At 53.8% G+C, this 22,992-nt stretch carries 11 protein-coding genes, 5 tRNA genes and 3 rRNA genes; 15 read left to right on the plus strand and 4 right to left on the minus strand.

Features of this window, described 5'->3' with window-relative positions:
- The first annotated feature begins 230 nt into the window (after positions 1–230).
- The 5 genes from OGM67_11825 to OGM67_11845 all read left to right on the plus strand — a co-directional run bounded on the left by OGM67_11825 (position 231) and on the right by OGM67_11845 (position 4,045).
- Complete coding sequence (locus OGM67_11825; protein UYJ34261.1) at positions 231–995, plus strand: AAA family ATPase; 765 nt, start codon at positions 231–233, stop codon at positions 993–995.
- Positions 996–1,007: 12 nt separating this feature from the next.
- A complete protein-coding gene (locus OGM67_11830) occupies positions 1,008–1,889 on the plus strand; it encodes a ParB/RepB/Spo0J family partition protein (GenBank protein UYJ34262.1) in 882 nt (293 codons plus the stop codon).
- A 246-nt stretch (positions 1,890–2,135) separates the two neighbouring features.
- Positions 2,136–3,443, plus strand: coding sequence for a serine--tRNA ligase (gene serS, locus OGM67_11835; protein ID UYJ34263.1), 1,308 nt, complete (start codon positions 2,136–2,138; stop codon positions 3,441–3,443).
- 359 nt (positions 3,444–3,802) lie between these two features.
- A tRNA-Met gene (locus OGM67_11840) sits at positions 3,803–3,879 on the plus strand.
- Positions 3,880–3,970: 91 nt separating this feature from the next.
- Positions 3,971–4,045 (plus strand) — tRNA-Glu (locus OGM67_11845).
- A 513-nt stretch (positions 4,046–4,558) separates the two neighbouring features.
- On the opposite strand, the gene OGM67_11850 is transcribed toward OGM67_11845, so the two are convergent.
- Positions 4,559–7,351 (minus strand): N-6 DNA methylase, encoded by a 2,793-nt coding sequence (locus OGM67_11850; protein ID UYJ34264.1) that lies wholly within the window; start codon positions 7,349–7,351, stop codon positions 4,559–4,561.
- Between the two features lie 180 nt (positions 7,352–7,531).
- Here OGM67_11850 and OGM67_11855 point away from each other — a divergent pair, with 180 nt between their 5' ends.
- A complete protein-coding gene (locus OGM67_11855) occupies positions 7,532–8,095 on the plus strand; it encodes a M48 family metallopeptidase (GenBank protein UYJ34265.1) in 564 nt (187 codons plus the stop codon).
- A 196-nt stretch (positions 8,096–8,291) separates the two neighbouring features.
- Positions 8,292–9,725 carry a polysaccharide biosynthesis C-terminal domain-containing protein gene (locus tag OGM67_11860; protein UYJ34266.1) on the plus strand — a complete coding sequence of 478 codons (1,434 nt, stop codon included), beginning with the start codon at positions 8,292–8,294 and terminating at the stop codon, positions 9,723–9,725.
- A 243-nt stretch (positions 9,726–9,968) separates the two neighbouring features.
- Here OGM67_11860 and OGM67_11865 read toward each other — a convergent pair whose 3' ends face one another.
- The 3 genes from OGM67_11865 to OGM67_11875 form a co-directional block, all read right to left on the minus strand.
- The gene (locus tag OGM67_11865) at positions 9,969–12,362 is read right to left on the minus strand and encodes a prealbumin-like fold domain-containing protein (GenBank protein ID UYJ34267.1); all 2,394 of its coding nucleotides are present in this window, start codon (positions 12,360–12,362) and stop codon (positions 9,969–9,971) included.
- A gap of 15 nt (positions 12,363–12,377) precedes the next feature.
- Positions 12,378–14,264, minus strand: coding sequence for an LTA synthase family protein (locus OGM67_11870; protein UYJ34268.1), 1,887 nt, complete (start codon positions 14,262–14,264; stop codon positions 12,378–12,380).
- 200 nt (positions 14,265–14,464) lie between these two features.
- Positions 14,465–15,244, minus strand: a complete 780-nt coding sequence (locus tag OGM67_11875) for a type III pantothenate kinase (GenBank protein ID UYJ34269.1) — start codon at positions 15,242–15,244, stop codon at positions 14,465–14,467.
- A gap of 758 nt (positions 15,245–16,002) precedes the next feature.
- Here OGM67_11875 and OGM67_11880 point away from each other — a divergent pair.
- The 8 genes from OGM67_11880 to OGM67_11915 all read left to right on the plus strand — a co-directional run bounded on the left by OGM67_11880 (position 16,003) and on the right by OGM67_11915 (position 22,929).
- Positions 16,003–17,514: ribosomal RNA gene (locus OGM67_11880) — 16S ribosomal RNA — on the plus strand.
- Positions 17,515–17,669: 155 nt separating this feature from the next.
- A tRNA-Ala gene (locus OGM67_11885) sits at positions 17,670–17,745 on the plus strand.
- Between the two features lie 3 nt (positions 17,746–17,748).
- Positions 17,749–17,825, plus strand: a tRNA-Ile gene (locus tag OGM67_11890).
- A gap of 245 nt (positions 17,826–18,070) precedes the next feature.
- A 23S ribosomal RNA gene (locus tag OGM67_11895) occupies positions 18,071–20,902 on the plus strand.
- Between the two features lie 97 nt (positions 20,903–20,999).
- Positions 21,000–21,116, plus strand: a 5S ribosomal RNA gene (gene rrf / locus OGM67_11900).
- The 16S, 23S and 5S rRNA genes sit together here with 3 tRNA genes alongside, the layout of an rRNA operon.
- A gap of 124 nt (positions 21,117–21,240) precedes the next feature.
- Positions 21,241–21,316: transfer RNA gene (locus OGM67_11905), tRNA-Lys, on the plus strand.
- 420 nt (positions 21,317–21,736) lie between these two features.
- Positions 21,737–22,660 (plus strand): ParM/StbA family protein, encoded by a 924-nt coding sequence (locus OGM67_11910; GenBank protein ID UYJ36230.1) that lies wholly within the window; start codon positions 21,737–21,739, stop codon positions 22,658–22,660.
- Positions 22,657–22,929: a plasmid segregation centromere-binding protein ParR gene (locus OGM67_11915; protein UYJ34270.1), complete on the plus strand. Its 273-nt coding sequence runs from the start codon at positions 22,657–22,659 to the stop codon at positions 22,927–22,929. Before OGM67_11910 ends, OGM67_11915 begins: the two co-directional genes overlap by 4 nt.
- Positions 22,930–22,992 lie beyond the last annotated feature (63 nt).

Below are 22,992 nucleotides of genomic sequence, written 5' to 3' on the forward strand. Positions count from 1 at the left end.
AAGGGTGTCGCCCGGTAAAGAGGGCAGTAGAGCCAAGGCCGCCCCTCATCAGTCTGCTTCGCAGACAGCTTCTCCCAAGGGAGAAGCCTTTACCCCGGTAAATGTTCCACGTGGAACATTTACCGGGGCTTTTTTCTGTTTAACCCCTTTTTTAACCCTGATCTTTGTGCTATAATAGATATAAGCGGCCTCTGCCGCTGAAAATTGCAAGAAAACAGGGGAGGTACGGCGTGGCAAAAGTCATCGCAATAGCAAACCAGAAGGGCGGCGTTGGCAAGACCACGACCGCCGTCAACCTGAGCGCCTGTGTGGCGGCGCTGGGCAAAAAGGTCCTGATCGTGGATCTGGACCCGCAGGGAAACACGACATCCGCCTACGGCATCGCAAAAAACAAGGTCGAGGCCGACACCTACACCTGCCTGATCGACGATGATGATGTCCGCGAGGCCATCATCAAGAGCGAGTACAACGCAGATGTGCTGCCCTCCAACACGCAGCTGGCGGGCGCACCCATTGAGCTGGTCTCGGTGCCCCGGCGTGAGATGCGCCTGCGCACGGTGCTGGCGCCGGTCGTGCCGCTGTATGACTACATCTTCATCGACTGCGCACCGTCGCTCGACCTGCTGACCGTCAATGCGCTCTGTGCAGCGGACACCGTTGTGATCCCGATGCAGTGTGAATTTTTCGCGCTGGAGGGCCTGAGCGAACTGATGGGCACCCTTAAAACCGTGCGCCAGAAGTACAACCGCCACCTCGACATCGAGGGCGTGCTGTTCACGATGTATTCCGGGCGGCTGAACCTGACGATGCAGGTCGTGGCGCAGGTGAAAAAGTACTTTGGCGACAAGGTGTACCGGGCTGTCATTCCCCGCACCGTGCGGCTGAGCGAGGCACCCAGCTTCGGCATGCCGATCAACTTCTATGAGCCGAACGGCAAGGGCTGCGAGGCTTATATGGAGCTGGCGCGGGAATTTTTAGCAAACAATGAGCGATAAGGAGGGACGCCGATGGCCAAGAAGAAGATGGGCGGATTGGGCAAGGGGCTCGACAGCTTGTTTGCCGATCTGTCCGACGATACCGGAAGCGAAGCGTCCGGTTCCACCCTGCTGCTGCGCGAGATCGAGCCTGACCCGGAGCAGCCCCGCAAACGGTTTGACGACGATGCCCTGAATCAGCTTGCCGACAGTATTGTGGAAAACGGCCTGCTGCAGCCCATCGCCGTCCGCCCCAAAAAGGTCGGCCCCGGGTACATCATCATTGCGGGCGAGCGCCGCTGGCGTGCCGCCCGTCTGGCCGGCCTTGTCGAGGTGCCGGTCATCATCAAGGATGTCACTGATGAACAGGCCGCCGCGCTGGCCCTGATCGAGAACCTGCAGCGCGAGGATCTGGACCCCATCGAGGTCGCCGAGGGCTGCCGTCAGCTTATCGATAAATACGGCCTGACGCAGGAGAGCGCCGCCAAAAAGCTGGGCAAAAGCCGCAGTGCCGTGGCGAACAGCCTGCGCCTGCTGGCCCTGCCCGAGGATGTGCGCCGTCTGGTCAGCGAGGGCAAGCTAAGCTTCGGCCACGCCAAGGTCCTGCTGGGGCTGCCCGGCGAGGAGCTGATGCGGCAAGCCGCCGCCGAGGTCATTGCGCAGAACCTGAATGTCCGCCAGACCGAGGCGCTCTGCAAAAAGCTGGCCAAGCCCGCCAAGCCGCCCAAGGTCAAGGATAACTTCACCCGCCCCAAGCGCGCCATCGAGGTGGAGGCCGCGCTAAAGGAGGTCACCGGCAGCGAGGTCCATGTCGATTACAAGGACGGCAAGGGCTCGCTGAAGATCGACTTTTACAGCGATGATATGCTGCAAAAGTTTGTGAGCCTGCTGGGAATGTATGACCCGGAAGGGTGAAAACCCGGCAATTTGTAGGGGCGGATGCAAGCATCGACCCCTACAGAACAGCAACCGCTCCAAAGCCTTCCCCCTTGGGGGAAGGTGGCCGCGGGCCGGATGAGGGGCGAGTTTCCAACAATGACCCGCTGACGGGCAATGAAGATGAACCTCGCCCTCATCAGCCGCCTGCGGGCGGCAGCTTCCCCCCGAGGGGGAAGCCTTTAGGATTATCTATTATTGAAATTTTAATAGAGGAGTACCATTATGTTAGACATTCGCTTTGTCCGTGAAAACCCGGACGCCGTCAAGGAAAACATCAAGAAGAAGTTTCAGGACGCCAAGCTGCCCCTCGTAGACGAGGTCATCCAGCTTGACGCCGAGTACCGTGCCGCCATCGGCGAGGCCAGCGACCTGCGCGCAAACCGCAATAAGCTGTCCAAGCAGATCGGCGCCCTGATGGGTCAGGCCAAGAAGGACCCCAGCAAGGCCGCCGAGGCCGAGGAAATCAAGAAGCAGGTCACCGCGCAGGCCGACCGCCTGAAGGAGCTGGAAGCCAAGGAGACCGAGCTGCAGGCCAAGATTCAGGAGATCATGTACACGATCCCCCAGATGATCGACCCCAGCGTGCCCATCGGCCCTGATGACAGCCACAATGTCGAGGTCCAGCGCTTCGGCGAGCCGGTTGTGCCTGACTATCCCATCCCGTACCATGTTGACATTATGGAGAGCTTCGACGGCATCGACCTCGACGCCGCCGGCCGCGTCTCCGGCAACGGCTTCTACTACCTGCTGGGCGACATTGCCCGCCTGCATGAGGCTGTGCTGGCCTATGCCCGCGATTTCATGATCGACAAGGGCTTTACCTATGTCATCCCGCCGTTCATGATGCACGGCGATGTGGTCAAGGGTGTTATGTCCTTCCCTGAAATGGACGCTATGATGTACAAAATCGAGGGTGAGGATCTCTACCTGATCGGCACCAGCGAGCATACCATGATCGGCCGCTTTATCGACCAGACGCTGGACGGCGCCAAGCTGCCCCTGACCCTGACCAGCTACAGCCCCTGCTTCCGTAAGGAGAAGGGCGCCCACGGCATCGAGGAGCGCGGCATCTACCGCATCCACCAGTTCGAGAAGCAGGAGATGATCGTCGTCTGCAAGCCTGAGGACAGCATGGATTGGTACGATAAGCTGTGGAAAAACTCTGTCGAGCTGTTCCGCTCCATGGAGATCCCCGTCCGCCAGCTGGAGTGCTGCTCCGGCGATCTGGCCGATCTGAAGGTCAAGAGCTGCGATATTGAGGCATGGAGCCCCCGCCAGCAGAAGTACTTCGAGGTTTGCTCCTGCTCCAACCTCGGCGATGCTCAGGCCCGCCGCCTGCGCATCCGCTTTAAGGATGAGAACGGCAAGACCCAGCTGGCCCACACCCTCAACAACACCTGCGTGGCCCCGCCGCGTATGCTGATCGCCTTCCTCGAGAACCACCTGCAGGCCGACGGCAGCGTCACCATCCCCGAGGTCCTGCGCCCCTACATGGGCGGCAAGGCTGTGCTGGTGCCCAACAAGAAGTAATTTGGCAGAATGCCTTTCCCCAAAGGGGGAAGGTGGCCGAGGCCCCGCCCGAGGCCGGATGAGGGGCAAAGTTCTTGCAGTATCCCTTTGACGGGTTATAGAGACAGCGCCGCCCCTCATCAGCCGCCTTTGGCGACAGCTTCAGTCTCCGCGCTAAGAGCCGCCTTCGGCGGTTGCGCTCCGACACGCGCCTGCGGGCGCAGCCCCTCGTGGGAAGCCTTTAGAGCCTTTTCCCCGCATTGCACCCGCAATGCGGGATTTTTTTGTATTTTTTGAAATTTTTCGGGGAAAACTACTTGACATAGGGGACACTGTCGGCTATAATAATATAGCGTTCTCGAGAGCGCACAGACAAATGTGGCGGTATAGCTCAGTTGGCTAGAGCATTCGGTTCATACCCGAAGTGTCACCGGTTCAAATCCAGTTACCGCTACCACATGATACAAGATTTCGCTAAAATACTTGGGGGTCGGTTGCAATAGTAGCCGATAAGTTGCTTGCTGTTTTAGCGAAATCTTGTATTATAAGGCCCGTTGGTCAAGCGGTTAAGACACGGCCCTTTCACGGCTGTAACATGGGTTCGATTCCCGTACGGGTCACCAAAAAGCACTACTTCATTTGAGGTAGTGCTTTTTTCTTTATATTTACTTTTCAACAGGTGTCGGGCGTAAATGGTGACCCGTGCGGGAATCGAACAGCCTGCTGCGGAGGCGACCGCCGCCTGCGGCGGAAACAGGAAGCCGGAGCAGGCGCAGCGGTCGCAGAAGGCAAGCCCCGCCCAAGGGGCGCAGCCTGATGCGGTAACCGCAAGTCGCAACCCCGCGTCAGCGTCCCGCGGGGCAAAAACAGTCCTGCGGACTGTTTTTAGGGCGCGGGAGATGGACGTGAGGGTCACCAAATGTAGTCCTTGATTTTTTAATGAAGATTCGTTAAAAAATTAAGGACTTTTTCTTTTACCCCTTGCTGTGTACCGCAATCGCACCACACTTTGCAGAAAGAAGTGCTGCGTGAAAGCCGCATCCTGTGTATGGATCGCAGCAAGCCGATGCAGCCCCAATAAAAGCAAACTCCGGGAGCAAACGCCCCCGGAGTTTTTTGATGGTAATTGGTCAATTTTATTGTTGACCGGAAACCATCTTCTGATACAGTTTCATCAGTTCGGCCACACAGGCGCTCTCGCTGGTGCGGGCGGCGGTGCCTTTGGTAAAGCCGTAAGCGTCCATCACAGCGCGGTCGTTGTCCTGGTGGGCTTTGCGCAGCTCCGGCGGCATGGTCAGTTCATCGTACAGGTCAGCCAGACTGCAATCCGGGTAAAGGGCGCGTGCGTCCAGAATGGCTTGTGCAGTCTGCTCAATTTTGGCCTTTTGCTGTTCGGTTGGTGTAGGCCATGGAAAGTTGTTGTATACAGCAGGTGAATAACTATATCTCATTTCCAATCTTCCACATACAACCCGCATCCAAGCCATATGCACATTCGACATCATAACACCAAACATATAAAGTGTTGCAGATGGAATAATATACAGTTTATTGCTTCCTATTATATCAGCAGTCAAAAATCCAATCGGTATGTATCTTCTGTTTTCTGAGGACACCTCCGGAACTGCTAAATAGTCGCCGCTCGGTTGCCGAATCTGTGTAAACAGCATCGGAATGTCTGCATCTTGTCTGACCGAAGCCGTAGGACTATTTCGTCTGCACTCGGCTACGCACTTCAACCGTTGCATAATTTCAGGTATGTTGCAGTACTCTTTTGGCGAAACCCCTTTCAACCAAAGACAATATCTATATTCATTGTTAATCAAATCTCTTGAACCAACAAACCGCTTTATATAGTCTGCACACTCCGGATGTTTTGAGAGCAAGGCCATTCTCTCATCGCCAGTCAATAACAAATGTCCCCCATCTGTGGGCTGGCTTCCCTTACTCATTTCAGGCAATCCGTCCGTCAGTTGTTTTCCTCTGGATTGAATAAATACATCTGGCGCATCCAATAAGTATCCGTTGATGTGTGGCACTTCACGATAGATAGCATTGTCAAACAATTTTTTTAACGCCTGTTGGTGCTGCGTACTAAAGCCTATAATCACACAATGTACGGCAGCCTTACTTTTTGCTTCACTCGCCCATACAAAAGAGCAATACGCAAACTGTATTTCGATGCCTTTTTTATTAAACAAATGCGCCCACAATATGCCCACTGATTCGCCCTGAACAATAGAATTTGTAGATACAAATGCTGTTGTGATAGCAGAGTTTTGCATGATGTCGGCCGCTTTTTGATACCAAGCCGTTACATAATCCAGTTTTCCATGCTTAGGCAGGTCATAAAACACTGCCTTCATATCATCTGCCTGCGTCTTGCTTCTCCACTGATGCCCAACAAACGGCGGGTTGCCCATTATATAATTCAGCTCGCCTTTGGGTACAACACTTTCCCAATCAGTGCGCAGGGCGTTGCCTTCTACAATATAAGCGTTGGTTTTCAGCGGCAGAAAGTCCAGCGGCACAAGCAGGATTTTCTCGGTTTCCTTCATCATCTGGCTTTCGGCAATCCAGAGTGCGGTTTTGGCAACCGTCACTGCAAAATCGTTGATTTCAATGCCGTAAAACTGGCTGATGGAAACCTGTATCGGGCTTTCACTGGCGGTGTACATCGTCACCTGTCCGTGGGAAAGTTCCAGCAGAATTTTGTTTTCCAGCCGCCGCAGACTTAGATATGTTTCGGTCAAAAAGTTGCCGCTGCCGCACGCGGGGTCTAAAAATTTCAACCCGGCCAGCTTGCGCTGAAAAGCCCGCAGTTTGGCGTTCTTTGTGCGCTCTATGGGGTTTTCACAAATTTCGTTTAGCTCCGCCTTCAGTGCGTCCAGAAACAGCGGGTCAATGACCTTGTGGATATTCTCGATGCTGGTATAGTGCATACCGCCGCTGCGGCGCGTTTCGGGGTTCAGGGTGCTTTCAAACACAGCGCCGAAAATCGTGGGGCTGATTTCCGCCCAGTTGAAATCCTCGCTGGCTTTGTTCAGCAGCAAATTGCGGATTTCATCGGTAAAGGGCGGTATCTCTATATTTTCATCACTGAACAAGCCGCCGTTGACATAGGGGAACGCGGCCAGCTCCGGGTTATCGTCCTGCAGATAGGGGTCACGGTCTTGCAGCTTGGTGTCCAGCACGCGGAACAGCTCCACCAATGCCTTGCGCATACCGCGCGTGTCGAACGCGGCCAGATAGTCGTGGAACATACCGTGCCGCCCAAAAATCCCTGCGTCCTCGGCGTACAGGCAGAATACCAGCCGCACACACAGCTTGTTCAGACTTTTCAGCGATTGCTCGGCCTGCGGGTTGGCATACTGCTTGTAAAGCGCGTCATACAAAAGCCCTACAATTTCACCGGCGGCAATGGAAACCTCCATCTCACGCTTAAGGTGTTCGCTGCCGGTGTCCACCAGAAATTGCAGACGATAGTATTCTTTTTCAAGGTTTGCCAGCGCGATGATTTCCGGCTCGCCACCGGGGCGCTCCATATCGTAGACATAGAACTGCGCAAAGTTGCAGGTCACGACCCAACGCGGATGCTGGGAAAGCGGTAATTCTGTGATGTAACGCTTTGCCTGTTGGAACGGCGTCAGCATAGTGCCGTCTGATTGCTTGATGGGCTTGTTCAGGTCTTTGCCAAGACCTTTTTGCTCAATCAGCACTTTGGTGGACGGTATCGCGCCGTCAATAAAGCTGGCGTGGTCGAGGTGAACCTGTTCCTCAAAAGTGATGAACTGCTCCGGCTGTTGCACGCCGTAGACATCACGCAAGAGAGAAAGCCAAAAGGATTGACTTTCGCCTTTTTCATAGCCCTTATCCTTCCAGTAGGCGGCAAATTTTTTTGCGGCCTGTTGCTGTTGCGCGGCAGTCATAGCGGTCACCTCATAGCACAATGTTTTATAATTATCATAGCATAAACCTATGCTTACGGCAATTGCGTTTTACAAAAATAAGGCACCCTTTGGCGGTAAAGCGCATAGTCAGGGGTGTTGCACTTTCCCGCAAATGCGTGTACAATATGGCATATATATTTCTGGTAAGGGGGCGGGGGCTTGGCTACACAGCAGGTGCAGCAGCGCGCGGCGGGCGGCATCACCTACACGCTGACGCGGCGGCGGGTGCGCAACATCAATCTGCGCGTCCGGGCGGACGGCTCGGTTGCGGCCAGTGCATCGGCGCGGGTGCCGGCCGCCTATGTGGACGCTTTTGTGGCGGCCCGCGCCGACTGGGTGCGCGCCGCCCAGCAGCGCGCCGCCGCACGGCGCGCGCAGGAGGCCGAACAGCCGGATTTGCCGCCGAAAGCCGAGGCGCTGGCCCATATGCAGGCGTTGTGCCGGGCATACTATCCGCAGTTTGCAGCGGTATGTCCGGGCGGGCAGATGCCCAAAATCGCCGTGCGCGACATGCACACCCGCTGGGGCTCCTGCAGCCTGCGCACCGGCACGCTGGCGTTTGCACAGCGGCTCTGCGTGATGCCGCCGGCTGCACAGGAATATGTCGTGGTGCATGAATTCTGCCACTTTGCCCACCCGAACCACAGCCCCGCCTTTTGGGCGGCGGTGGAAAAAGTCCTGCCGGATTACAGGCAGCGGGAAAAGCTGTTGAAAATGCGGTGACGGCTGAAAAAGCCTTCCCCCTGGGGGGAAGGTGTCTGCGGCCCCGCCCGCAGACGGATGAGGGGGGAGTTTGCCGCGATTGCCCGTGAACGGGGTGCTGGCGGAAGGTTTGCCCTCATCCGACCTTCGCGTTCGCTCGGCCACCTTCCCCCGGAGGGGAAGGCTTCATACTCTACAAATAAGGGAGGTACACACCTTGCCATCTCCACAAAAAAAGTACACAACGCTGGTCAGCAATACGCTGCTGTTTGCCATCTCAAACTTCAGCTCCAAACTGCTCAGCTTCTTTATCCGGCCGTATCTTAGCTACGCGCTCGATTCACCCGATGTTATGGGTGTGTCAAGCCTGCTGCAGCAGGCCACAAACCTGCTTATACCGGTGGTCAGTCTGGGCGTTGCCTACGCGATCATCCGGTTCGGCCTTGATAAGGAAAACGACAAGGCCAGCGTCTTTGTCAACGGTGCGGCCACCATTGGGCTGGGCTTTCTGGTGCTGCTGCTCGCCATGCCGCTGGTCAGCCTGATCCCCAACGCGGCCGAGTATCTGCCTTTCCTCTACCTCTGCGTGCTGGCAAGCTGCCTGCGCACGCTCTGTACCCAGTTCATCCGCTCCCGTATGCTGAACCGGCTGGTGGCGATAGACGGCGTGCTGACAACGCTCAGCCTGCTACTGTACTACCTGCTGTTCCTGAGCGTTTTGCGGATGGGCGCGACCGGCTTTTTGCTGGCCAACGCGCTGGCGGACCTGACCTCGATGGTGTTCGTCTTTTTTGCGGGCGGCTGTTGGCGGTATTGCAAGCCCAAGCGGTTTGACCGCGGGCTTTGGCGGGATATGCTGCGCTACTGCCTGCCGATGATCCCGGCGTCCATCAGCTTTTGGATCATCAACGCCAGCGATATGTTCTTTGTGCAGGCCCTGTGCGAGGACTACGGCGGCCGCACCGGCAACCACTGGGTCGGGCTGCTCTCGGCGGGGTATTTTCTGCCGCAGATCATCACGATTTTGGGCAGCATCTTCTATGAGGCGTGGCAGCTTTCGGCCGTGACCGAGGAGACTGACCGCGAGGCGTTTTTCTCCAAGATCTTCCGCGTGTATGCAAGCGTGCTGTTCTGCTGCGTGGCGGGCATCATTATGCTGTGCCAGCTGCTGATGCGGGTGTTCAAGGCCGAGTATTTTGACGCATGGACCTTTGTGCCGTTCCTGACGCTCTGCTCAATGCTGACCTGCATGAACCAGTTTTTGAACAGCATCTATGTGGTCTATAAGCGCAGCACAGGGTCGCTGGTCACGATGCTGGCCGGTGCGGTGCTGAACCTGATTTTGAATTACTGCTTTATCCGGCTGTGGGGCCCGTGGGGCGTCACGCTGGCCAGCTTCCTGAGCCTGATGCTGGTGTTTTTGCTGCGCGCTTACTCGACCCGCGGCCTGCTGGAGATCGACTTCCACCCGGCGTGGCTGATTTTGAATCTGGCGCTGGTGCTGGCGGAGATCTGGTGCATGATGAAGCTGACCCACTGGGCGCTGCCGGTTGTGGGCATCACGGCCGTGATCTGCGTCATGAATATCCGCGAGGTCCTGAGCATGCTGGACACGCTGATCGGCAAGTTTTTGAAAAAGAAGAAAGCATAATAGAGCGTAGGGGCGGGGCTCTGCTCCGCCCGTGCAGCTTGGCGGCAGCGCTAAGTTCCACGGGCGGAGTAGAACCCCGCCCCTACGGTGCGATAGTAGGGACCGATGCTCGCCTCGCCCCGCCCTGTTTGCCGCGGTCAGGGGGGCACAACCACGCGGCTACCTCCTTTTGAGGGAAAAGACTTCGCAAATAAAATCACCCCCACCCAAGTGCAGATGTTCTGCGGCTGGGTGGGGGCTTTCTTATTTATTAAGGGTGAAATTATATGTTTTGTTGTCTTTATCCTGTGGTTTATGCTCTAGCGTAGTAAAGTTTTCTTTTTTATCGCTGAGAGTTTTATCGGTAAGGGATAAATCCGTGTCACCGATATAGACATATACTTTTTTGTTCTTATTATCTTCAGGAACCCCGTTCCCATAATCTTCAGGAATAACAATGTCACCTTTTTTGAGTGTTACATTTTGCTCATTATAAAAATAAGCCTTACCCGTAAGGGAAACAATATAGTCAGCTGCTTTTTTATCGGACTTTTTATCTTTGAGATGCTTGTTTAAGAAGTCCATGGGATTGGGAGCATTATTCAGTTCGGTAGAATCAGCTTTACTATATTCATCACGCTTGTTATTTTCAATATTATAGGTAAGTGGATTTTCCTTTTCATAATTGTAGTAAGCGATACCCTTCCAGCAAATAATTTCACCGCCATTAAAACTGATACTCTTATCCGTAGTGAGTTTGTGTGCCCAGTTATTTGCCTGATTAAAAGTGACCTTGTCGAGCTTTATATCAGATTTATCCTCACTTGAGTTATGGTCAATCATGGTGACTTCCTTTTTGGTACAGCCAGGTTCAACGAAAAAGGGCAGTTTATCAGCCTTGGTGTATCCGGCAGGAGCGTTTGTTTCTTCAAGCGTATAGCTCTGACCCTGCCGCACCTCGAATACGGCAGCAGCGGTAGAGAACTGCTTGGATTGTACAAAGCTTTCCATGACATTGGTGTTTACAATAGCATCTCTATTGTTGTCAGCTGTCAGCTTTAGATTGGCGCCGGATACAGGATTTCCGGCGTCATCAATTTTACGGATATAGACAGTACACAGTTGGCGCTTGGTGTTTATGACATGAAAAGAATCGTTTTCACCAACTGTTTTTTCCCGCTCATAGCTACCCCATTCTTTATGATCACCGTTATAACTACTATCAATATAGAACCAAGTTTGCCAATGGGGAGATGGCTCGGAGGGATATGCCTTATAATATAAATGAAAAGAACAGGTGATGTCTCCCTGATATCCGGCAGGAGGATAGGTTTCCTTTATAACATAAGTATGGTTAGGTTGGCTTTCGGCAGTCAGGTAAACAGAATCTCCGATATTATCTCCCTCATGCAGTTTGACAGGAATGGAACATTCTCCTTTATCATCACAAGTGAGTGTAGCAACAGTATTTGAGCCATTCTTGATCTCAAAAATAGCACCGGACAGTGCATTATTATTAGAGTCAGTGACGCGCAGCTTCAATTTGGCAACGGGAAAGCGCATAATGGTAAGCCGCCTGTTGGGCATATCGACAACACCTGAATTGTAATTTCCGTCATCCTGTATGTTATTGAGATAATAGTCGTTCCCTTTAAGGCAAACATTGATATTGATTTTTGTATCACTGGGAATGCTTTGATAGCCGGGAGGAACCTCATCTTCGGTGATAAATGTCGGCGTATCCCCGATAACAGTTTCGGAACGTTTGAGCCAAGACTCATGAGGAGAAATATCCAACAGAATATCGCCGTTGCTATCAGATTCCACATAAAAGTCGTTCTCGCCGTTCTCGCCGCTTTTAATGTGATATCTTTTGTTTGCAAAAGGCAAAGAGTTCCCAGTGCTGACATCCTGCATATGGATAATGAATTGTTTTTCGCCTGCGGTAGCAGTGCTGCCGGTTTCCCCGCCGCCGGTCGTACCACCGCCACCGGTTTCTCCGCCGCCAGTCGTACCACCGCCGCCGGTTTCACCACCGCCGCCGCTGCTGTCCGGCCCCGGTGTCGGCACAACAACGGCATCGGCCTTTGTGCTTACGGTGGAGGAACGGCCGTTGTTGGTATAAACAACGGTGATGCCATCCTTGCTGGTGTACACCAAATACACAACCTGCCCGCTGCTGCTGCATGTCAGAGTATTTATCGTGCCTGTCACGGAGGCCGCAGCAGAGATATCGGCAGTGCTGCCCGTTGCGGGGAAGCCACCGAAAGCCCAATTTGTGACATGCAGCAGATACTGCCCGCTGCCCTCGGTCAGTGCAACATCGCCGCCGGTCACGGCGGGCGGGGTGTTGCTTGTGGTGCCGGTGCAACCGACTAACGGCTGAAATTCAGCACTGCTGGTTAATTCATTACCACCTGCAAGCTGATAGGTCGTGTTTTTCTGCCATTCGGCGTACTTCTGCGCGGCAATGCGGGTCACTGTCTCCACACACGCCTGCGTCTCGCTGACGGCCTGCTTCTCCTTGGCGTTGTCGATGTACCCGGTCAGCGCAGGCACGGCAAAGCTCGCTGTTATGCCTGCAATCACCAGCACGACGACCAGCTCCACCAGCGTAAAGCCGCGGCGGCTGCGCAGGGTTCGTTTCAGACCAGTCATACGGGATTCCTCCTCTTACTCGGCGGGGTCAAAAATGCTCTGGTCCCGCTTGGCGTGGGCACCGATGTTGTTGTATTCCAGACTCAGATACCCCTTGGCCCACTCGTCCAGCGCAGGGTCAGCGCCGTACTCGGCGGTCGTGCCGTCCACCTTCATGTAATCGTTGGCGGCGGTCACAACGGGGGTGTTGTGCTTCATTTCCAGCAGATACTTGTAATAGTCGCTCAGCGGCAGACCGGCCTGCTGCAGCAGGGTGGGGGCCAGCATGACCATGTCCATCCGGTTCAGCGGGTCGGCCGTGCTGGTGGCAGCGGCCGTGTGCTCCAGCGGGTAGTTGGCCCAGATGAAGAACGGCGTGCTGCGCTGCAAAAGCTGCAAATCGTTGTCGGTGGCAGCAAAGCTCGCGTCAGCCACATGCTTGACAAAGCTGGGCGCGTGGTCGCCGGCCATGGCCACAATGACCTTGCGGCCGGTCTTTTCGTACTGCTCGGTGAAATAGTCGCACAGTTCCTGCACGGCGGCGTCGGTCATCTTAATGCAGCTCAGGTACTCGTCCATCAGCTCGTCATACTCGCCGTAGTCGGTGCCCGCGTGGACAATATCCAGCGAAGCATCGTTCATATCGTAGTCGCCGTGGCTCTGGATGGAGACTAAGAAGCTGAACCGGGGCTTGTCCTCGGGCATGGCCTCGTACATCTTCTCCCAATCCCGGTAGGTGGCGGAGTCGGTCTGGTAGGGGCGGTCGCCGTAGGTCTCCTTGGTGGGGAAGTCGCTCTCAAAATGGGTCTCGTCAAAGCCCAGCGCCAGCCATGCGGAATCGCGCCGGTAGTTGGAGTTGGTGTAGGGGTGGGCGGCCATCGTGGTGTAGCCCAGCCCCTTCAGGTAGCTGACAACGCTGTTGGCGTTGTACAGGTTCAGCCAGTTGAAGGGCGTGATGCTCGGCATCAGGATCAGCGAGTTGGAGGTCAGCATCTCATACTCGGTGGAGTTGGTGCCGCCGCCCACATGCGGGCTGATGGTGTGGCCGTAGACTGCGTTGGTCAGGTTTTTGGTCACCGGCATAATGTCGGTGTCGGCCTGCAGGTCGGTCACAAGGTCAAAGTCGTAGAAGCTCTCGGACAAAATCAGCACAATGTCGGGGTAGTCCTCGGCGCTCTCGGGGCTGGCGGGGGCTGTATAGTCATCGGCCTTGCGGGCAAAGTTTACGGCGGCCGCATCGTTGTAGTTTTCCGGCTCAATGATGGGGTCGGCCATCAGGCTGGTGGCCTCGATCGTGCCGGCCAGATAGCCGTAGGTGTAGTAGGTGTTCTGCCATGCCCAGCCGTAGGTCGTCTTGGGCTTGATGCTCACCGGCCCGAAGTAGCCGAAGAACATGACCAGAAAAACACCCAGCGCACTGCCCGCTATGCGCACGATGCGTGCGGGCCAGCCTGCGCGTTTGGGCGCGCCCTTTGCCAGCAGGTGCTGCACAAAGGCGATGCCGAGGATCGGCAGATAGAGCAGGGCGATTTTTACGACATCCTGCGTGATCTTGAGGGTGTAGCTGCCCATGACCTCGGCGGCGGTGCCCAGATTCAAAATGTCCTGGGGCATCAGCGCCGAGCCGTGCAGGTCGCGGGTGTAGTAGTTGATAAGCGCGATGATCGTGAACATCGCGCCGGACAGCCCCGTGGAGAGGCTCCATCTGCCGCACAGTGCAAAGAGGATCAGTGTCAGGCAGAAGGCGGTCAGGGCGTTCAGCGGCGCGTAGAGCGGCCACTGCAGCTGCAAAAAGCTTTCGGTCACGCCGTCGGACAATTCAAGCTGATAGCGGGAGATAAAGCCCACCGCGACAGCCAACAGGCAGGGGAGTACCCCCTGCAGGATAAATTTCTTCCAGTCTATTTTTTTAAGATGTTGCATGGGTGATAAATTGATACCTTTCTCTATAATTTTGTACACAAAAATACATAATACATTATAACATAGCAGGGCAAAAAAATAAAGCCTCTCGTGAAAGAGGCTTTGCTAAAATATTGTCTTGCTTCGCAGGGGCCGGGCATGCCCGGCTTTTCATCTTAAAACCGTAGGGGAGAGACTTGCCCTTAGCACTTATTTTACAATCATTTCCGCGCGTTCTTCTTCCATATTACATACAGCCCCTCAAGGATCAGCGTCTCACGGTAGGTGATGTCCGTTGCGCAGGTCAGCCGTACGCTGTCCGGCAGTGTGCCGGTCGCAACTACGGGGGCATCGGGGGCGTTCAGCGCCGCGCGGATCTGGGTTACCATGCCGTCAAGCATTGCGGCCGTGCCGAACACAATACCGCTGTGCAGGCAATCCGCCGTATTGGCCCCCAGCAGGCGGCGCGGGCGGGCCTCCAGTTCGACCTGCGGCAGCTGCGCTGTGTTGCGCACCAGCGCCGACAGCGAGCATTGCGGCCCCGGCAGGATCGAGCCGCCGACCAGAGCGCCCGAGGCATCCACAGCCAGCAGGGTGGTTGCTGTGTCGAAGTTGACCACCACGCAGGGCGGCGCACAGTGCTGCAGTGCGCCCACGATGGCGCAGAGAAGCTCGCCGCCCAGTTGGGCCGGGTTGTCCATCCGGATACGCACGCCGCTTTTCAGCCCGGGGCCGACCTCCATGATCTGGCACTCGCACATCTTGCGCAGAGCCTCCCGCAGCCGCGGCGTCAGCGCCGGCACCACGCTGGAAAAGATGACCGCAGTGATCTGGTGCGGCTCGGTGCCGTAGAGCGCAAGCATGTTTACGATTTTATAAAGCAGCTCATCACTGCTCAGCGCGGTGTCTGCAAACAGCCGCGAGGAAAAGACCAGCTTGCCGTCCGGCGTGTACCCGCCAAAGGTAATGTTGGAGTTGCCGATATTGAATGCCAGGATCATGGATAGCCCTCATTTCAAGTGTGTTGTCTTTATACTATTATAATAAGGAACAAATTGCAAGAGCTTTCCACAACAGCTCACCGCCGATGTTGAAAATATCCCCGTCCACCTCATCTACATCGCCAACCTTACTCTCCACCACCCCGTAGGGGCCGGGCATGCCCGGCCCGCAACCCAGCCATTACATTCTGTTCAACCTAAAACCGTAGGGGAGGGATTCATCCCTCCCGCCCACCTTGCCTATACCACCAACCTCACCCTCCACCACCCTGTAGGGGCCGGGCATGCCCGGCCCGCAACCTATCCGATACTACAGCTTGTATCAATCGCACAGCAAATCCCCAACATGCACCTTGCCCAAAAATCCCCCTCAAAATTTGTCGAAAAAATCAAAAACAACCCTTGACAATAGTCATACACATTGCTATAATAATCAAGCTGTCTCGCGGCGGACACGCCGCGAAAAGCGCTTCATAACAGCCTGTATATGTTTTTTGAAGAAAACATCTTCAAAAAAACTTTCAGAAAACCCCTTGACAATCAAGTGATTCTGATATATAATATACAAGCTGTCACGGAGACGCGACAGCACAGCAGGACCTTGAAAATTGAACAAAACTGAAACTTGTGGAACCTTGATCGTGGGTTTGGAAACCCACGTTAATCAATTCCAAATTTACAAGTAATTCATACAGGACGCAAGCGATTGTGTCTGAGTGATTACAGCGATTTAACACTTTGTAAGTGATTAAATACCATTTATAAAGAGTTTGATCCTGGCTCAGGACGAACGCTGGCGGCGCGCCTAACACATGCAAGTCGAACGGAGCTTAAAGAGCTTGCTTTTTAAGCTTAGTGGCGAACGGGTGAGTAACGCGTGAGTAACCTGCCCTGGAGTGGGGGACAACAGTTGGAAACGACTGCTAATACCGCATAAGCCCACGGATCCGCATGGATCTGCGGGAAAAGGATTTATTCGCTTCAGGATGGACTCGCGTCCAATTAGCTAGTTGGTGAGGTAACGGCCCACCAAGGCGACGATTGGTAGCCGGACTGAGAGGTTGAACGGCCACATTGGGACTGAGACACGGCCCAGACTCCTACGGGAGGCAGCAGTGGGGGATATTGCACAATGGGGGAAACCCTGATGCAGCGACGCCGCGTGGAGGAAGAAGGTTTTCGGATTGTAAACTCCTGTCGTTAGGGACGATAATGACGGTACCTAACAAGAAAGCACCGGCTAACTACGTGCCAGCAGCCGCGGTAAAACGTAGGGTGCAAGCGTTGTCCGGAATTACTGGGTGTAAAGGGAGCGCAGGCGGACCGGCAAGTTGGAAGTGAAAACTATGGGCTCAACCCATAAATTGCTTTCAAAACTGCTGGCCTTGAGTAGTGCAGAGGTAGGTGGAATTCCCGGTGTAGCGGTGGAATGCGTAGATATCGGGAGGAACACCAGTGGCGAAGGCGACCTACTGGGCACCAACTGACGCTGAGGCTCGAAAGCATGGGTAGCAAACAGGATTAGATACCCTGGTAGTCCATGCCGTAAACGATGATTACTAGGTGTTGGAGGATTGACCCCTTCAGTGCCGCAGTTAACACAATAAGTAATCCACCTGGGGAGTACGACCGCAAGGTTGAAACTCAAAGGAATTGACGGGGGCCCGCACAAGCAGTGGAGTATGTGGTTTAATTCGAAGCAACGCGAAGAACCTTACCAGGTCTTGACATCCGATGCATAGTGCAGAGATGCATGAAGTCCTTCGGGACATCGAGACAGGTGGTGCATGGTTGTCGTCAGCTCGTGTCGTGAGATGTTGGGTTAAGTCCCGCAACGAGCGCAACCCTTATTGCCAGTTACTACGCAAGAGGACTCTGGCGAGACTGCCGTTGACAAAACGGAGGAAGGTGGGGATGACGTCAAATCATCATGCCCTTTATGACCTGGGCTACACACGTACTACAATGGCGTTTAACAAAGAGAAGCAAGACCGCGAGGTGGAGCAAAACTCAAAAACAACGTCTCAGTTCAGATTGCAGGCTGCAACTCGCCTGCATGAAGTCGGAATTGCTAGTAATCGCGGATCAGCATGCCGCGGTGAATACGTTCCCGGGCCTTGTACACACCGCCCGTCACACCATGAGAGCCGGGGGGACCCGAAGTCGGTAGTCTAACCGCAAGGAGGACGCCGCCGAAGGTAAAACTGGTGATTGGGGTGAAGTCGTAACAAGGTAGCCGTATCGGAAGGTGCGGCTGGATCACCTCCTTTCTAGGGAGTCAGACAATGTGATTTAGCTGGTCTAAATGACATTGGACAGGAAAGCAAGTTTTAGTATTGTTCAATTTTGAGGGTCCTGCGGGTTCATCCCGTAAACAAAACCCTCAAAGCATAAGGGACAGCGAAACCCGAAACGCAAATAGCGCGGGGGTATAGCTCAGTTGGGAGAGCACCTGCTTTGCAAGCAGGGGGTCAAGGGTTCGAATCCCTTTATCTCCACCATTTGGGCTGATAGCTCAGCTGGTTAGAGCACTCGGCTGATAACCGAGAGGTCGATGGTTCGAGTCCATTTCAGCCCACCACAGGTTGCCTGTGAGGGCAACCCACAAATCCCTTATGGAGCTACGCAAGTAGCTGATGTACCTTGAAAACTGAATATAGAACTGCGAAATGAGATTTTATTAGCTATGTAAAATTCCTGATTTTAAATTAAAATCTATAATTTCACCAAGCGGAACTGAAGAACGCAAGTTCGACAGTAAATGGTAAAATCTCGTTGGCAAATGGAGAATCTGAAATAAGATATGTTTATCGAGAGATAAACAACGGTCAAGCTACAAAGGGCGCAAGGAGAATGCCTTGGCACTGGGAGCCGATGAAAGACGTGGTAAGCTGCGATAAGCTTCGGGGAGGAGCAAACATCCTTTGATCCGGAGATTTCTGAATGAGGAAACTCAACAGAGTTCATACTCTGTTATCCTGTACTGAATCCATAGGTACAGGAAGGGAACCGCCTGAACTGAAACATCTAAGTAGGGCGAGGAAGAGACATCAAACGAGATTCCGTTAGTAGTGGCGAGCGAACGCGGAAGAGGGCAAACCGGAAGGAGAAATCCTTCCGGGGTATGGACCGCATTTAGGACTTTAGCTGTTAATCGAATGGCATGGGAAGGCCAACCAAAGAGGGTGAGAGTCACGTAGATGAAAACGGCGAGAGCTGCGCGAGTTCCAGAGTACGGCCAGACACGTGAAACCTGGTCGGAAGATGGGGGGACCACCCTCCAACCCTAAATACTACCCAGTGACCGATAGCGTATAGTACTGTGAAGGAAAGGTGAAAAGGACCCCGGGAGGGGAGTGAAATAGAACCTGAAACCTTGTGCCTACAAGCACATAGAGCACATCAACGTGTGATATGGTACTTTTTGTAGAACGGTCCGGCGAGCGATTGTATGTTGCGAGCTTAAGGTCTTAAGGACTGGAGGCGTAGCGAGAGCGAGTCTGAACAGGGCGTTCAGTAACATGCAATGGGCCCGAAACCGGGTGACCTACCCATGATCAGGCTGAAGTGAAAGTAAAATTTCATGGAGGGCCGAACCGACCTCCGTTGAAAAGGCGGCGGATGAATTGTGGGTAGCGGAGAAATTCCAATCGAACTCGGAGATAGCTGGTTCTCCCCGAAATAGCTTTAGGGCTAGCCTCATATTAGATACCCGGAGGTAAAGCACTGAATGGCCTAGCGCCCGAGAGGGTAGCGAAGCCTATCAAACTAAGAATGCCGGAGTATTGATGTATGGGAGTCAGACAGTGTGAGATAAATCTCATTGTCAAAAGGGAAACAGCCCAGATCTACAGCTAAGGTCCCAAATTGTATCTAAGTGGAAAACGATGTGGAAATACGCAGACAACCAGGATGTTGGCTCAGAAGCAGCCACTCATTTAAAGAGTGCGTAATAGCTCACTGGTCGAGCGTCTCTGCGCGGAAAATTTAACGGGGCTAAGATACAAACCGAAGCTTAGGCTGCATCGTAAGATGCGGGGTAGGGGAGCGTTGTGTAAGCGGAGAAACAGTAGCGTAAGCGGCTGTGGAGTTTACAGAAGTGAGAATGCCGGAATGAGTAGCGCGAATGTGGTGAGAATCCACATGGCCGGAAACCTCAGGTTTTTGGAGGAAGGTTCGTCCGCTCCAAGTTAGGCGGGAGCTAAGGTGAGGCCGCAAGGCGTAGCCGATGCACAGACGGTAGAGATTCCGTCCCCACCGAAAGATTTAAGCACAGGGACACTTTCAGAAGGTCGGAGCCAGGTGTTGGTTCTGGTAGTGATCGAGGGAAATTTAGTACCGAAGTCCGGCTGGATGAGAGGCGAGAAAAGCTGTGTGTATATCTAAGGTGCCCGTACCGCAAACCGACACAGGTAGGTAGGAAGAAGATTCTAAGGCCAACGGGAGAAGGGTTGTTAAGGAACTCGGCAAGTTGACCCCGTAACTTCGGAATAAGGGGTGCTCACGAGAGTGAGCCGCAGAGAATAGGCCCAGGCAACTGTTTACCAAAAACACAGGTTTGTGCTAAATCGAAAGATGACGTATACGAGCTGACGCCTGCCCGGTGCTGGAAGGTTAAAAGGAGATGTGCAAGCATTGAATTGAAGCCCCAGTGAACGGCGGCCGTAACTATAACGGTCCTAAGGTAGCGAAATTCCTTGTCAGGTAAGTTCTGACCCGCATGAAAGGCGTAATGATCTGGGCACTGTCTCAACAGCCCGCCCGGCGAAATTGTAGTACCGGTGAAGATGCCGGTTACCCGCGACAAGACGGAAAGACCCCATGGAGCTTTACTGTAGCCTGATATTGGGTTTCGGTGTTGCATGCACAGGATAGATGGGACACTGGGAAGCGGATGCTTTGGCGTTCGTGGAGTGGACGTTGGGATACCATCCTTGCGACATTGGAATTCTAACCTGCGCCTCTGAATCGAGGCGGGGGACATTGTCAGGTGGGCAGTTTGACTGGGGCGGTCGCCTCCTAAAAAGTAGCGGAGGCGTTCAAAGGTTCGTTCGATCTGGACGGAAACCAGATGAATGAGTGCAAACGCATAAACGAGCCTGACTGCGAGACTGACGGGTCGAGCAGAGACGAAAGTCGGAGTTAGTGATCCGGTGGTATGTGAGTGGAAATGCCATCGCTCAACGGATAAAAGTTACCCTGGGGATAACAGGCTGATCTCCCCCAAGAGTCCACATCGACGGGGAGGTTTGGCACCTCGATGTCGGCTCATCGCATCCTGGGGCTGAATTCGGTCCCAAGGGTTTGGCTGTTCGCCAATTAAAGCGGTACGCGAGCTGGGTTCAGAACGTCGTGAGACAGTTCGGTCCCTATCTGTCGTGGGCGCAGGATATTTGAAAGGCGCTGTCCCTAGTACGAGAGGACCGGGATGGACGAACCTCTGGTGCACCAGTTGTCACGCCAGTGGCACAGCTGGGCAGCTATGTTCGGATCGGATAAACGCTGAAAGCATCTAAGCGTGAAGCCGGCCTTAAGATAAGATATCCCACTGAGTCAATCAGGTAAGACCCCTTGAAGACTACAAGGTTGATAGGCACACAGTGTAAGTGAAGTGATTCATTCAGCTAGCGTGTACTAATAGGTCGAGGGCTTGACCCCATCTTGATCAGATACTCTATTTGCAAAAGCGGTTCGATATTCAGTTTTGAGGGTACATCCTCAACAAAAAGAGAAGCATGACAATGGTCACGCGTTGGCCGGTGTCGATGACGGTGAGGTTCCACCTGTTCCCATTCCGAACACAGAAGTTAAGCTCACTTGTGCCGAAGATAGTTGGCTGGAAACGGCCTGTGAAAATAGGTAGATGCCGGCTTCTCTTATAAGCACCATTAGCTCAGTTGGTAGCGTAATTGACTCACACTAAAGCTGTGAATGATGAACTTCGACTGAACTATCCAAATTGAGATTTCACGATGTATCGCGTAAATCTCATATATGCACCATTAGCTCAGTTGGTAGAGCAACTGACTCTTAATCAGTGGGTCCTGGGTTCGAGTCCCCGATGGTGCACCAAAAATAGCCTTACGGAAACGTAAGGCTGTTTTCATAATGATTGCCGCTTTGTGGAGTGCTTTCATTTGCCGCTGACTTCTGTCTAAGTCAGCGGCTCTTTTTATTTTTTGAGAGAAATTCAAGAACTTTTAGTGTAAGAGAAACGGTGGCATATATGCAGCTGCCAATAAAAGTAAGCAGCAAAATTATTTCCTGAAAACTCAAGCGTTCACCTCCCTCATAATTTGGAGGCGACAATCAAGAGTAAATTATATCAGAAGGGGAGAGGACTGTCAAAATAAGCTCTCCAAATCCTTAATGGCGGTTTGTTGGTACAATACCAATGAACCGCTTTTTTCATGCAAAAATTCCGGAAGCCCCAAAAGGCAACCGTTTATTATAGATTGTAGAATACAAAAAATGGAGGTATTTCCCATGAGCATCATTATCGGCATCGACCACGGTTACTACGCCATCAAAACAGCGCATTGTTCATTTCCGGCTGGACTTACCAGCTACGGAGAACACGAACCCTACACCCGCCAAGGACTCTTAGAGTTTGACGGGTGCTTTTTTGTTTGTGGCTCCGGGCGGCAGCCTATCCAGCGGGACAAGACCATAAACGACAACTACTACCTGCTGACGCTGGCAGCGATTGCAAAAGAAATCCGGCAGCGCGGCTTGCCGCCCGAATGCTCGGTGCGCATTGCGGCGGGGCTGCCGCTGACCAGCTTTGGGCGCGACAAACCCAAGTTCAAAGATTATCTGCTGCGAAGCAACCAGCCTGTGAACTACAAGTTCGAGGGTGTGGAGTACAGCATCACTATCGAAGAAGTTGCCATCTTCCCCCAAGGCTACGCCGCCCTTATGACCGAAACCGGGCTGTTGCAGGACGAGCCATCAATGCTCCTCATAGATTTGGGCGGCTGGACAGTGGACCTTATGCGCATCGACAACGCCATCCCTGCGGCTGACACTGCGCACAGCTTGGAGCTCGGCATGATCCGCTGCGTAGATGACATCCGGGAGCAGGTGCGGCGCGAAACCGGGCTGTCCCTCACGGATGCCCAAATCGAAAATATGCTGGCGGGTCAGCCCTGCACGGTCAGCGATACGGTGCGCGACATTGTGAACAAACAAGGTCGCAAGTACACAGAGCATCTTCTGTCTGCCACGATGGAAGCGGGATTCGATTTGCACGCCATCCCCGCCGTGTTGCTGGGCGGCGGCGCATCGGTGGTGAGCCGCCACCTAAGTCCCAAAGACGGCCTTTGTAAGACGATTTTCCTGCTGGACGACAAGGTGAACGCGGTCGGATTCGAGCGTGCGTTGGCCACCGTGTCGCGCCGCAAAAGCGAGGTATGAAACGATCGCAATATGTTTTCCGCCCGAACATTAACGAACCGCAACACCGCCGCGCGTGGGCGTTGTTGCAGCAGGTGCCGCCTGCCAAACGCAAAGAGTTTCTGGTGCAGAGTATCCTTGCGGCAGAACAGACGGATAGGCTGGAGAAAAGCATCCGCAAGGTGGTGCGGGAGGAGTTGCAGGCAGTCAACATAACCGGCGCTGTTCCAAGCCCACCGCCAGTGAATGCTATACCAGACTCTGCGCTCGATTTCCTGAATTCACTGTAGGGGGTGATTCCAATGTTTTAATAATAGGTAGAAAAGCAGAAGGAAAAAGACTAACTATTAAAA

The sequence above is a fragment of the Oscillospiraceae bacterium genome (genome assembly GCA_025757985.1).
In the GTDB taxonomy this organism is placed as follows: Bacteria; Bacillota; Clostridia; order Oscillospirales; family Ruminococcaceae; genus Gemmiger.

Coding starts and splice junctions, on each gene's coding strand:
- OGM67_11830 (UYJ34262.1), top strand. CDS start 1,008: ATGGCCAAGAAGAAGATGGGCGGATTGGGCAAGGGGCTCGACAGCTTG.
- serS (UYJ34263.1), top strand. CDS start 2,136: ATGTTAGACATTCGCTTTGTCCGTGAAAACCCGGACGCCGTCAAGGAA.
- OGM67_11850 (UYJ34264.1), bottom strand. CDS start 7,351: ATGACTGCCGCGCAACAGCAACAGGCCGCAAAAAAATTTGCCGCCTAC.
- OGM67_11865 (UYJ34267.1), bottom strand. CDS start 12,362: ATGACTGGTCTGAAACGAACCCTGCGCAGCCGCCGCGGCTTTACGCTG.
- OGM67_11870 (UYJ34268.1), bottom strand. CDS start 14,264: ATGCAACATCTTAAAAAAATAGACTGGAAGAAATTTATCCTGCAGGGG.
- OGM67_11875 (UYJ34269.1), bottom strand. CDS start 15,244: ATGATCCTGGCATTCAATATCGGCAACTCCAACATTACCTTTGGCGGG.
- OGM67_11915 (UYJ34270.1), top strand. CDS start 22,657: ATGAAACGATCGCAATATGTTTTCCGCCCGAACATTAACGAACCGCAA.